At 59.9% G+C, this 12,168-nt stretch carries 10 protein-coding genes; 7 read left to right on the top strand and 3 right to left on the bottom strand.

Features of this window, described 5'->3' with window-relative positions:
- Positions 1–58: 58 nt before the first annotated feature.
- Positions 59–904 (top strand): universal stress protein, encoded by an 846-nt coding sequence (locus AACY44_RS16570; RefSeq protein ID WP_339415946.1) that lies wholly within the window; start codon positions 59–61, stop codon positions 902–904.
- A gap of 58 nt (positions 905–962) precedes the next feature.
- On the opposite strand, the gene AACY44_RS16565 is transcribed toward AACY44_RS16570, so the two are convergent.
- Positions 963–1,436, bottom strand: coding sequence for a DUF1289 domain-containing protein (locus AACY44_RS16565; RefSeq protein WP_339415945.1), 474 nt, complete (start codon positions 1,434–1,436; stop codon positions 963–965).
- Positions 1,437–1,833: 397 nt separating this feature from the next.
- Here AACY44_RS16565 and acnB point away from each other — a divergent pair, with 397 nt between their 5' ends.
- Positions 1,834–4,443, top strand: a complete 2,610-nt coding sequence (gene acnB, locus AACY44_RS16560; protein ID WP_339530703.1) for a bifunctional aconitate hydratase 2/2-methylisocitrate dehydratase — start codon at positions 1,834–1,836, stop codon at positions 4,441–4,443.
- A gap of 209 nt (positions 4,444–4,652) precedes the next feature.
- Here the strand turns inward: acnB and AACY44_RS16555 are convergent, their stop codons facing one another.
- Positions 4,653–5,930 carry a serine/threonine transporter gene (locus AACY44_RS16555; RefSeq protein ID WP_339415944.1) on the bottom strand — a complete coding sequence of 426 codons (1,278 nt, stop codon included), beginning with the start codon at positions 5,928–5,930 and terminating at the stop codon, positions 4,653–4,655.
- A gap of 389 nt (positions 5,931–6,319) precedes the next feature.
- Here AACY44_RS16555 and AACY44_RS16550 point away from each other — a divergent pair, with 389 nt between their 5' ends.
- The 4 genes from AACY44_RS16550 to AACY44_RS16535 all read left to right on the top strand — a co-directional run bounded on the left by AACY44_RS16550 (position 6,320) and on the right by AACY44_RS16535 (position 9,838).
- Positions 6,320–6,844 carry a cysteine hydrolase family protein gene (locus AACY44_RS16550; protein WP_339530667.1) on the top strand — a complete coding sequence of 175 codons (525 nt, stop codon included), beginning with the start codon at positions 6,320–6,322 and terminating at the stop codon, positions 6,842–6,844.
- Positions 6,845–6,897: 53 nt separating this feature from the next.
- Complete coding sequence (locus AACY44_RS16545; protein ID WP_339415941.1) at positions 6,898–7,851, top strand: 2-hydroxyacid dehydrogenase; 954 nt, start codon at positions 6,898–6,900, stop codon at positions 7,849–7,851.
- A gap of 129 nt (positions 7,852–7,980) precedes the next feature.
- The gene (locus AACY44_RS16540; RefSeq protein ID WP_339415939.1) at positions 7,981–9,048 is read left to right on the top strand and encodes a phosphotransferase family protein; all 1,068 of its coding nucleotides are present in this window, start codon (positions 7,981–7,983) and stop codon (positions 9,046–9,048) included.
- Positions 9,049–9,070: 22 nt separating this feature from the next.
- Positions 9,071–9,838 (top strand): SDR family oxidoreductase, encoded by a 768-nt coding sequence (locus AACY44_RS16535; RefSeq protein ID WP_049713006.1) that lies wholly within the window; start codon positions 9,071–9,073, stop codon positions 9,836–9,838.
- Between the two features lie 50 nt (positions 9,839–9,888).
- Here AACY44_RS16535 and AACY44_RS16530 read toward each other — a convergent pair whose 3' ends face one another.
- The gene (locus tag AACY44_RS16530; protein ID WP_339436585.1) at positions 9,889–10,518 is read right to left on the bottom strand and encodes a DNA-3-methyladenine glycosylase I; all 630 of its coding nucleotides are present in this window, start codon (positions 10,516–10,518) and stop codon (positions 9,889–9,891) included.
- Positions 10,519–10,735: 217 nt separating this feature from the next.
- On the opposite strand from AACY44_RS16530, the gene AACY44_RS16525 reads away from it, so the two are divergent.
- The gene (locus tag AACY44_RS16525; protein ID WP_339416329.1) at positions 10,736–12,061 is read left to right on the top strand and encodes a C4-dicarboxylate transporter DctA; all 1,326 of its coding nucleotides are present in this window, start codon (positions 10,736–10,738) and stop codon (positions 12,059–12,061) included.
- The last annotated feature ends 107 nt before the right edge of the window (positions 12,062–12,168 follow it).

Below are 12,168 nucleotides of genomic sequence, written 5' to 3'. Positions count from 1 at the left end.
CGTGCGCCAGCCAGCAACTATAGTTGTTCCAGCCCCCGCCTCTTTTGGAGATCCGATCATGCAAGCCATCCGCAGCATCCTGGTGGTCATCGAACCCGAGCATTCGGAAAGCCTTGCCCTCAAGCGCGCCAAGCTGATCGCCGGGGTCACTGGCGCGCACTTGCATTTGCTGGTCTGCGACAAAAAGCATGAGCACTCGGCGCTGCTGGCGCTGCTGAAGTCGGGCTTGCAGGAAGATGGCTACAGCGTCAGCACCGAGCAGGCCTGGAATGACAGCCTGCATGAAACCATTATTGATGTGCAGCAAGCCGAGGGTTGTGGCTTGGTGATCAAGCAGCATTTCCCCGACAGCCCGCTGAAAAAAGCCCTGCTGACGCCCGCGGACTGGAAGCTGCTGCGCTATTGCCCGTCGGCAGTGCTGCTGGTCAAGACGGCTAAGCCGTGGACGAGCGGTGTGATCCTGGCGGCGATCGATGTGGGCAACATTGATGCAGACCATCGAGCGCTGCACAATTCAATCATCGACCATGGTTTTGATATCGCCAGCCTGGCCAAGGCGCAGTTGCATGTCATCAGCGCCCACCCGTCGCCGATGTTGTCGGCGGCAGACCCGACCTTCCAGCTCAAGGAAACCATCGAGGCGCGTTATCGCGAGCAATGTAAGGCGTTTCAGGCAGAGTTCGATGTTGACGACTCACACTTGCACATTGAGGAAGGCCCGGCGGATGTGCTGATCCCTTTCGCCGCCCATAAGTGGCAGGCGGCGGTGACGATCATCGGCACCGTGGCGCGCACAGGGATTACCGGGGCGCTGATCGGCAATACGGCGGAGGTGATACTGGATGCCGTGGAAAGTGATGTGTTGGTGCTCAAGCCTGACACGCTGATGGATCAGTTGGAGTAACTGGCCAGCAAGGCCTGACGGGGTCCTTCGGACGATTGCTCCCACATTGGGTTCTGTGTCATCCGCTGGAAAATGCATCTTTGAGAAAGCTTGGCGCGATATAGCGCTGGTAGTGCGCCTCCGACAGGATAAAGAACTCTCGATCAATGGCGTCACGCAGGTCTGGCAAGGGCCAATCGCGAAATTCCGGCAACAGCACCATGCCGTAAGCCTCCACGTTGGAAATCACCCGCGCACCACGGGCGATCAACTGGTAGGCCCAGCAATACTCGGATTGATGTGGCACGAAGCGAATCTTGCGCTGCTCCAACTGCCCACGCAGGGTCTTGGGGTCAAATACCTCGAGTTTGCCGGCCATTACCTGCACCAACAGTTGCTCCAACCGCAGCCAGACCGCGCGTTTTTCTTCTTCGTTATAGCCGTTCCACTGGATCACTTCGTGGTGGAAACGCTTGCAGCCACGGCACACGAGATCGCCGTAAACCGTGGAGCACAGGCCGACGCAGGGGGTCTTGATGGTTTGGTTGGACATGGGCAACGACACGCAGATAAGCAAAACAATGCGCCATGTTAGCCCTTTGTCTAACGGCTATCACCCTGCAAACTTGGCGAGGCAACTTACCTTTAGATTTTTTTTGCCGTAGAATCATCCGGCCTTGTAAGGCGCCAATAATCCGCTGGAAGCTGTTTTCAAAGCGTCACGAGCACAGTCGTTCCTTCAGAACGGTGTTGGCGATGGTGAATGACTCGGTAGGTCAACGCCCTCGCCAACCCTCATCAGCTCCGTTCTGCAGGCGTAAAACTTTGAAAGCAGCTTCTGTGAGAAATGCCGGCAGCGCTGGCTTTGTGGCCCAAAAAGCCCCCGAGCGCATGCGTGCCGTTCATTGCTGGATGAGCGTCCCGTGGGACCACTGATGAGGGTAATAACTGTGCTTGAAGCCTACCGCAAACATATCGAAGAGCGTGCAGCCCTGGGTATTGTTCCCCAGCCGCTTAACGCCGAACAAACCGCAGGCCTGGTTGAGCTGCTGAAAAATCCTCCGGCTGGCGAAGAAGAATTCCTCGTTGACCTGATCACCAACCGCATTCCACCAGGCGTTGACGAAGCTGCCTACGTCAAGGCCGGCTTCCTGTCTGCCCTGGCCAAGGGCGAAGCCACTTCCCCCCTGATCGACAAGAAACGCGCCGTTGAACTGCTTGGCACCATGCAAGGCGGCTACAACATCGTGACCCTGGTTGAGCTGCTGGACGACGCCGAACTGGCACCTGTCGCCGCGGCCCAACTCAAGCACACCCTGCTGATGTTCGATGCGTTCCACGACGTGGCCGAAAAAGCCAAGAACGGCAACGAGCACGCCAAAGCCGTGATCCAGTCCTGGGCTGATGGCGAGTGGTTCAGCAACCGCCCTACCCTGGCCGACAAGATCAGCCTGCGCGTGTTCAAGGTCACCGGCGAAACCAACACCGACGACCTGTCCCCTGCGCCAGATGCCTGGTCCCGTCCTGACATCCCGCTGCACGCCCTGGCCATGCTGAAAATGGCGCGTGAAGGCATCGTGCCGGACGAGCAAGGCAAGACCGGCCCGATGAAGCAGATCGAAGAGATGCGCGGCCAAGGCTTCCCGATCGCCTACGTCGGTGATGTGGTTGGTACAGGCTCCTCGCGTAAATCCGCGACCAACTCCGTACTGTGGTTCTTCGGTGACGACGTTCCTTACGTGCCGAACAAGCGCGCTGGCGGCTTCTGCTTCGGCAGCAAGATCGCTCCCATCTTCTATAACACCATGGAAGATGCTGGCGCACTGCCAATCGAATTCGACGTTACCAACATGAACATGGGCGACGTGATCGACCTGTACCCGCATGCTGGCAAAGTCTGCAAACACGGCACCGACGAAGTCATCACCACCTTCGAAATGAAGACCCCGGTGCTGTTGGACGAAGTCCGCGCCGGCGGCCGTATTCCGCTGATCATCGGTCGTGGCTTGACCGACAAGGCGCGCGCAGAACTGGGCCTGGGCCCTACCGACCTGTTCAAGCTGCCTGAAGCGCCTGTCGACACCGGCAAAGGCTTCACCCTGGCACAGAAAATGGTCGGCAAGGCGTGCGGTCTGCCAGAAGGCAAAGGCGTTCGTCCTGGCACCTACTGCGAACCGAAGATGACCACCGTGGGTTCCCAGGACACCACCGGTCCGATGACCCGTGACGAACTGAAAGACCTGGCGTGCCTGGGCTTCTCGACCGATCTGGTAATGCAGTCGTTCTGCCATACCGCTGCCTATCCAAAGCCGATCGACGTGACCACCCACCACACCCTGCCTGACTTCATCATGACCCGTGGCGGTGTATCGCTGCGTCCAGGCGACGGCATCATCCACAGCTGGCTGAACCGCATGCTGCTGCCGGACACCGTCGGTACCGGTGGTGACTCCCACACGCGTTTCCCGATGGGCATCTCGTTCCCGGCCGGCTCTGGCCTGGTCGCGTTTGCCGCAGCCACTGGCGTAATGCCACTGGACATGCCGGAATCGATCCTGGTGCGCTTCAAAGGCAAAATGAAACCTGGCATCACCCTGCGTGACCTGGTTCATGCCATTCCTTACTACGCAATCCAATCGGGTCTGCTGACTGTAGAGAAGAAAGGCAAGAAGAACGCGTTCTCCGGCCGCATCCTGGAAATCGAAGGCCTGAACGACCTGACGCTGGAACAAGCTTTCGAGCTGTCCGACGCCTCGGCCGAACGCTCGGCTGCCGGTTGCACCATCAAGCTGTCGAAAGAGTCGATCACCGAGTACCTGAACTCCAACATCACCCTGCTGCGCTGGATGATCGGTGAAGGCTACGGTGACCCGCGTACCCTGGAACGTCGCGCCCAAGCGATGGAAGCCTGGGTTGCCAACCCGGAGCTGATGGAAGCCGATGCCGACGCGCAATACGCCGAAGTCATCGAGATCGACCTGGCCGACATCAACGAGCCGATCCTCTGCGCACCGAACGACCCGGACGATGCCCGTCTGCTGTCGAGCGTTGCCGGCGAGAAGATCGACGAAGTGTTCATCGGCTCGTGCATGACCAACATCGGTCACTTCCGCGCTGCCGGCAAGCTGCTGGAGCAGGTCAAGGGCCAGCTGCCAACCCGTCTGTGGCTGTCGCCGCCGACCAAGATGGACGCTCACCAACTGACCGAAGAAGGCTACTACGGCATCTACGGCAAGGCTGGCGCGCGCATGGAAATGCCGGGCTGCTCGCTGTGCATGGGTAACCAGGCACGTGTAGAGCCGAATTCGACCGTTGTGTCGACATCGACCCGTAACTTCCCGAACCGTCTGGGTGATGGCGCTAACGTCTACCTGGCTTCGGCCGAGCTGGCAGCAGTGGCGTCTACCCTGGGTCGTCTGCCGAGCGTCGAAGAGTACATGGGCTACGCGGCGAAACTGGACACCATGGCCAGTGACGTCTACCGCTACCTGAACTTCGACCAGATCGCTGAGTTTCGCAAGATCGCAGCAAGCGCCAACATCCCGGTGATTCAAGCCTAATATGTTGATGTGAAGAAGCGCCGCGTATCGCAAGGTACGCGGCGTTTTTTTATGCCTGCAATACAGTATTAGCGACACCCCAAAACAAATGTGGGCTTGCTCGCGAATGCGGTGTGTCAGTCAGTGATTTATTCACCGATCCACTGCATTCGCGAGCAAGCCCACTCTCACATTTTTAGTGCCGTGCAGTCAGCTAGACCGCATCAGACTCAAGCAATAAACGAATACACCAACGCAGTAATCGCCACCAGGCCTACGGCGGTGACAAACACATTCGACGCCTGCCCACGGTACTTGGCCATGGCCGGAACCTTACGAATGGCGTACATCGGCATCAGGAACAGGATCGACGCGATGATCGGCCCGCCCAGCGTCTCGATCATGCGGAGGATACTTGGGTTAAGCGTGGCAACCATCCAGCACACCACCAGCATGAAAGCGGCAGTCATGCGGTCCAGGCTCTTGGCACCCGGGCGGCGACCCGTTTTCAGCACCAGCCCCTTGAGGCCTTCGCTGGCTCCGATGTAGTGGCCCAGGAACGACTTGGCAATCGCCACGAACGCGATCAGGGGGGCTGCGAACGCGATGGTCGGGTTATCGAAGTGGTTGGCCAGGTAGGACAGGATCGACAGGTTCTGCGCTTTCGCTTCGGCCAACTGCGCCGGCGACAGGGTCAGCACGCAGCTGAACACGAAGAACAGCACCATCCCGACCATTAACAGGTGCGCGCGGGACAGGATCTGCGAACTGCGCTCATCGGCATGGACACCGTACTGGCGCTTCTGGTCAACCGCAAAGGCCGAGATGATCGGCGAATGGTTGAACGAGAACACCATCACCGGGATCGCCAGCCACAGCGTATTGAGCAGTGCCGACGGGGCTGGGACTACGCTGGCGGTGCTGAGGATGCCGCCATTCCAATGCGGAACCAGGTACACCGCCAGGAACAGCAACGCGACGATGAACGGATACACCATCAGGCTCATGGCCTTGACGATCACTTGCTCGCCGCAACGCACCACGGCCAGCAGACCGAGGATCAGCACCAACGACAGAATCGCCCGTGGTGGCGGCATAATGTGCAGTTGGTGTTCCATGAAGCTGGCGACGGTGTTGGTCAGCGCCACGCTGTAGATCAGCAGGATCGGGAAGATCGCAAAGAAGTAAAGCAAGGTGATCAGCGCACCGGCCTTGATGCCGAAGTGCTCTTCGACGACGTCGGTGATGTCGGAGCCTTCTCGGCCGGACAGCACGAAACGAGTCAGGCCACGGTGGGCGAAGAATGTCATCGGGAAGGCCAGTACCGCGAGGATCACCAGTGGCCAGAAGCCTCCCAGGCCCGCGTTGATCGGCAAGAACAGCGTGCCGGCGCCAATGGCGGTGCCGAACAGGCCCAGCATCCAGGTGGTGTCCTGGCGGCTCCAGCGTGTGAGGGTTGCAGGTGTCGTCTCATAGCGTTGGTCGACGCTACTGGCCTGATCATTCATCCGATCGGATCTCCGCTTTTACACGGCCGGGACGAGTCAGAAAACCTGACAGGCAGCGCCCCGACCATAGAAGGGGCCGGATTGTCCGGGATTCTGTTGAATAAGCAAAGACTTAGCTGAGGAACGGTGGCGTGGTACATCGACGCGCCGCGCGCAACTCAAATACATTCGTTGACAACTAGGCGCCGCTCTCAGCATGATCCAGCCATGAACCGTATTCAGCTGAACCTCACCACCACCACCACCACCACCACGACCGCCTCAGGCGGGTCGTGCGGTTGCGGTGGGTGTTCACGCTAAACACCTCACAGATTCAACCCAAGGCCCCGCCAGCAATGGACGGGGCCTTTTTATTGCTCCGCCATCTGGCCATTGCAAGGAGCAACACCATGACTGACGCCCTGCTGATCATCGATATGCAAACTGGCTTATACGACGGTCCGGAAAAGCCCTTCGAGCGCGAACGTGTCCTCGCCACCATCAACCAACTGATTCAGCGTGCCCGCCCTGCAGGCGCACCGATCTTCGTCGCCCGCCACACTGGTCCGACAGGCTCGCCGATTGAAGCCGGCAGCGCGCCCTGGCAGCTATGGCATGGCCTGGATGTCGACGAGTCCGGCGATCTGGTGTTCAACAAAACCCGCCCCAGTTGCTTCCTGGGCACAGACTTGCAGCAGCAACTGAGGGCGGCGCAGGTCAGTCAATTGGTGATCGTGGGCATGAAAACCCAGTTCTGCATCGACACCACCTGTCGGGTAGCGGTGGAACTGGGCTTTTCGGTGGTGCTGCCGGAAGACGGCCATACCTGCATGGACACTGCGGCACTGAAGGCAGAGGCGATTATCGAGCATCACAACGCGACGTTGGCTGGGGCGTTTGTGAAGCGCACGAGAGCGGCTGAGGTCCGCTTCTGACAACGCAAATACTGCATACTCATGCCCTCAAACCCTTCAGCAAGAGCCTTCCGATGACCGCCACCGTTCTGGTCCTGGTAGAAACCATCAACGACTACCTGCCCATCATCGAGAGCAATGACTTTCACGTGATCCTGGCGCCGACACCTGCCGAACGCGCCGAAGCCATCAAAGCCCACGGCAGCCAGATCAACGCCGTACTGACTCGTGGCCCGCTGGGTTTGTACGCCGAGGAAATCGCCGCCCTGGCGCTGCTGGAAATCATCTGCGTGATCGGCGCCGGCTATGAGCATGTCGACCTGCAGGCCGCCAGCAATCGCGGAATTGTCGTGACCAATGGCGCCGGAGTGAATGCGCCGTCGGTGGCCGATCACGCCATCGCGTTGCTGCTGTCGCTGGTGCGCGGTATCCCGCAGACCGACGCCGCCGTGCGCCGCAGTGAATGGCCGAAAGTGATGCGCCCGTCGCTGGGCGGCAAGCAGCTGGGCATTCTCGGACTCGGTGCGGTGGGCCTGGAGATCGCCAAGCGTGCCGCCCTGGGATTCGGCATGGAGGTGAGTTATCACAACCGCCAACCGCGCGACGACGTGGACTACACCTACTGCGCCACCGCCGTGGAACTGGCGCGCACCTCGGACTTCCTGATCCTGGCCACGCCCGGTGGCGCCAGCACCCGCCACCTGATCGATCGCTTTGCCTTGGACGCCCTGGGGCCGAATGGCTATCTGGTCAACATCGGCCGTGGCAGCGTGGTGGTCACCGCCGACCTGGTCGCCGCCCTGGAGCAACGCCGCATCGGCGGCGCCGCGCTGGATGTGTTCGACGACGAGCCCAAGGTGCCCGACGCGCTCAAGAAACTCAGCAACACCGTGCTCACCTCCCATGTCGCGGGCCTGTCGCCGGAAGCCGCCCATGACACGGTGCAGCGCGTAGCGGACAACTTGGTGGAATACTTCGCCGGGCGTCCAGTGCTCACGCCGGTCGCCCTGCCCCCGCCCAATAAATGACCGATCAGGCACGCTGATCATCACCCAACACGCTAACCTATTAAGCCGCCACGACCTTGTCGCTGGGCGGTGGTGCGCATTAGATTAGGAAATAGTCCAAGGCCTTTAGAATAAGCAGAAGGGATAAGCATGGCGCTGAACGACCAATCGACCCAGATTCGCCCAGGCGAAGAACTTGATGCCAGCCTGATCGATCCCTACCTCAAGGCCCACATCCCCGGTTTGAGCGGCACGCCTACGATCAGCCAGTTCCCGGGTGGTGCGTCCAACCTGACCTACCTGTTGGAATACCCCGGTCAGGAATTCGTGCTGCGTCGCCCACCGTTTGGTCACAAGGCCAAGTCCGCTCATGACATGGGCCGCGAATACCGCATTCTCAACCAGCTCAAAGACGGCTTCCCTTATTGCCCCAAGGCCTACGTGCATTGCACCGACGAGTCGGTGATCGGTGCCGAGTTCTATGTGATGGAGCGCGTCAACGGCATCATCCTGCGCTCCGACCTGCCGCCCGAACTGGGCCTGGATGCGGCCAAGACCGAGGCGTTGTGCAAAAGCTTTATCGACAAATTCGTCGAACTGCACCAAGTGGACTACAGCGCCTGCGGCCTGGCTGACCTGGGCAAGCCGCAAGGCTACGTAGAGCGCCAGATCCGTGGCTGGAGTGATCGCTACGAAAAAGCCCTGACCCCCGACGCGCCGCGCTGGGACGCCGTGCGCGCGTGGCTGAATGAAAAAATGCCCGCCGACCACCCGACGTCGAGCATCGTGCATAACGACTACCGCTTCGACAACGTGATCCTCGACCCAAACAACCCGATGCAGATCATCGGCGTGCTGGACTGGGAGCTGACCACCCTCGGCGACCCGCTGATGGACCTGGGCAACACCCTCGCCTACTGGATCGAAGCCGCCGACCCTGCGCCGGTGCAACTGATGCGCCGTCAGCCAAGCAACGTCCCCGGCATGCTCACCCGCCGCCAGTTCGTCGATTACTACGCTGAACGCGCGGGCCTGCAGATCGACAATTTCGACTTCTACTACACCTACGGCCTGTTCCGCCTGGCGGGCATCGTGCAGCAGATCTACTACCGCTTCTTCCATGGCCAGACCCAGGACAAACGCTTTGCGCAGTTCATTCAAATGAACAAGCTGCTGGAGCAAATGAGCCTGAATGTCATCGGCAAATCAGCGCTCTGATCGCACACACCAAGGAACCCTCATGTCCAAGACCAACCTGTTCGACCTCGATGGCAAGATTGCTTTTGTTTCCGGCGCCAGCCGTGGCATCGGTGAAGCCATCGCCAAGTTGCTGGCCCAACAAGGCGCTCACGTGATCGTTTCCAGCCGCAAGCTGGAAGGCTGCCAGCACGTGGCTGATGCAATCATCGCCGACGGCGGCAAGGCCACCGCCGTGGCCTGCCATATCGGCGAAATGGAGCAGATCACCCAAGTGTTCGCCGGCATTCGCGAGCAGTTTGGTCGCCTGGATATCCTGGTGAACAACGCTGCGACCAACCCGCAATTCTGCAACGTGCTGGACACCGATCTCGGTGCGTTCCAGAAGACCGTTGACGTGAACATCCGTGGCTATTTCTTCATGTCGGTGGAAGCCGGCAAGCTGATGCGCGAAAACGGTGGCGGCAGCATCATCAATGTGGCGTCGATCAACGGGATTTCGCCGGGTGTCTTCCAGGGCATCTACTCGGTGACCAAGGCCGCCGTGATCAACATGACCAAGGTGTTTGCCAAGGAATGCGCCGAGTTCGGCATTCGTTGCAACGCCCTGTTGCCGGGCCTCACCGACACCAAGTTCGCCTCGGCCCTGGTGAAGAATGACGCAATCCTGAAAATGGCCCTGGCGCAGATCCCCCTCAAGCGTGTGGCGGATCCGAGCGAAATGGCCGGCGCGGTGTTGTTCCTGGCCAGCGATGCGTCCAGCTACACCACGGGTGTGTCGCTGAATGTGGACGGTGGTTTCCTGTCCTGATAGCCCAGACACCGCCGCACCCACAGTGTTGACAGTCTGGAACCAGGGATTCAGGGCCGTTTGAACTGCTGCCGCAGCGTTTCAATTCGCGGCCGGCAGCAGCAGCCTTCCAGATGATCATTCACCATCCCCATCGCCTGCATCAGCGCATACATCGTGGTCGGGCCGACAAACGTCCAACCCCGCTTCTTCAGGGCTTTCGACAAACGTTCGGAAGCCGGCGAGGTGGGGTTACCTGTCCAGTAAGCCATGTCCACCACGGCCGGGCGCTCATCGTCAGCGGGCTCAAACGCCCACAACCACCGTGCCAGCGAGCCGGTCTCCTCCACCAACTCACACGCCCTGCGCGCATTGTTGATGGTGGACACGATCTTCGCGCGATTACGCACGATGCCCGGGTCCTGCATCAGCCGCTCTATATCCGCCGCGCCGTACTGCGCCACCCGGCGAAAATCAAACCCCTCGAACGCCGCGCGAAACTGCTCGCGTTTGCGCAGGATGGTGATCCACGCCATGCCTGCCTGAAAACCTTCCAGGCAGATCTTCTCGTACAGCTGGGTATCGTCCGCCACCGGCACGCCCCACTCACAGTCGTGGTAATGCGGGTATTCCGGCGCTGCGGTGCGCCAGGTGCAATGGGTGCACCCGGTGTCGTCAGTGGTCAGTCCTGGCGGGTCCATCTATCACCTCGTATGCCGAGCGACGGATGATAAGCGAAAAAAATCCCACCCCGCCAACCGCTCAAGCATCGACCTCACCGACCAACTGGTCAGACCGGGACCCGTCAAACGCTAAATAATGACTTGTTATTTCAAAAATACCTGGCCTAGACTGGCCCCGCACTGGACTTACCGGTATGACCACAACAATTAAGCCCTGGAATCACCAGGGCACCGAATAGAGATCCCTCCCATGCTCAGATGGTGCTCGCGTTCGATTTTCCTGCAAGTCGTGATTGGCCTGATGCTAGGCGTAATCTGCGGCTTGGCCCTTCCCGAATTCTCCTCGCAACTCAAACCCTTGGGCGACGGCTTCATCAAGCTGATCAAGATGCTGATCGGCCTGATCGTGTTCTGCGTGGTGGTCAGCGGCATCTCCGGCGCCGGCGACTTGAAAAAGGTCGGACGCATCGGCCTCAAGTCGGTGATCTACTTCGAGGTCCTGACCACGGTCGCCCTGGTGATCGGACTCATCATGGCTTTTAGCACCGGTATCGGCACTGGCGCCAATATCCATCTGGAGCAGTTGTCGTCTGCCGGTTTGAATGACTTGGCCGACAAGGGCCAGCACATCAAGGGCACCAGCCAGTTTCTGATGGACCTGATCCCCAACTCGGTCATCGGCGCCTTTGCCGAGAACAACGTGCTGCAAGTGCTGTTGTTCTCGGTGCTATTCGGCAGCGCGTTGAACCTGGTGGGCGAAGCGGCGTCGGGCATTTCCCGGCTGATCAACGAACTGAGCCATGTGATCTTTCGCATCATGGGCATGATCGTGCGCCTGGCCCCGATCGGTGTATTCGGCGCGATCGCCTTTACCACCAGCACCTACGGGCTTGATTCGCTGCAACACCTGGGCAGCCTGGTCGGCCTGTTCTACCTGACGTGCTTTGCCTTCGTCGGCCTGATCCTGGGCCTGGTAATGCGCCTGTCGGGCCTGCGCATGCTGCCGCTGCTCAAGTACCTGCGCGAAGAACTGCTGATCGTGATGGGCACCGCCTCCTCCGACGCCGTGCTGCCGCAAATCATGCGTAAGCTGGAGCACCTGGGGATCGGCAGCTCCACCGTGGGCCTGGTAATTCCAACTGGGTATTCGTTCAACCTCGATGGCTTTTCGATCTATCTGACCCTGGCCATCGTGTTTATCGCCAATGCCACCGGCACACCGCTGTCGATGACCGATCTGATGACCATCTTGTTGGTATCGTTGATTACATCCAAGGGCGCCCATGGGATTCCCGGTTCGGCGCTGGTGATCCTGGCGGCGACCCTTACCGCGATCCCGGCGATTCCGGTGGTGGGCCTGGTGCTGGTGCTGGCGGTGGACTGGTTCATGGGCATCGGTCGCGCCCTGACTAACCTGATCGGCAACTGCGTCGCCACCGTGGCCATTGCACGCTGGGAGAAAGACATCGATATCCAGCGCGCCAACAAGGTCCTCGATGGTCACCAAGGCTACGCTTTCCAGGCCAAGAAACCGGTGCTGCCCGCGCATCAGGAGTTCTGAGCAAGCGACACCGTTTAAATGTGGGAGCTGGTTTGCCTGCGATAGCGGTGGGTCAGCCTACAAAGCTATCAGCCGATAGTCAGCCAGCGCAGCGATGCGGCGACCCG

It is taken from the genome of Pseudomonas sp. RA_15y_Pfl1_P11 (assembly GCF_963970975.1).
GTDB lineage: Bacteria > Pseudomonadota > Gammaproteobacteria > Pseudomonadales > Pseudomonadaceae > Aquipseudomonas > Aquipseudomonas tritici.
Note: the sequence above shows the minus strand (reverse complement) of the source record. Positions and strands in the feature narration are given on the sequence as shown.

Coding starts and splice junctions, on each gene's coding strand:
- AACY44_RS16570 (WP_339415946.1), top strand. CDS start 59: ATGCAAGCCATCCGCAGCATCCTGGTGGTCATCGAACCCGAGCATTCG.
- AACY44_RS16565 (WP_339415945.1), bottom strand. CDS start 1,436: ATGTCCAACCAAACCATCAAGACCCCCTGCGTCGGCCTGTGCTCCACG.
- AACY44_RS16555 (WP_339415944.1), bottom strand. CDS start 5,930: ATGAATGATCAGGCCAGTAGCGTCGACCAACGCTATGAGACGACACCT.
- AACY44_RS16550 (WP_339530667.1), top strand. CDS start 6,320: ATGACTGACGCCCTGCTGATCATCGATATGCAAACTGGCTTATACGAC.
- AACY44_RS16545 (WP_339415941.1), top strand. CDS start 6,898: ATGACCGCCACCGTTCTGGTCCTGGTAGAAACCATCAACGACTACCTG.
- AACY44_RS16540 (WP_339415939.1), top strand. CDS start 7,981: ATGGCGCTGAACGACCAATCGACCCAGATTCGCCCAGGCGAAGAACTT.
- AACY44_RS16535 (WP_049713006.1), top strand. CDS start 9,071: ATGTCCAAGACCAACCTGTTCGACCTCGATGGCAAGATTGCTTTTGTT.
- AACY44_RS16530 (WP_339436585.1), bottom strand. CDS start 10,518: ATGGACCCGCCAGGACTGACCACTGACGACACCGGGTGCACCCATTGC.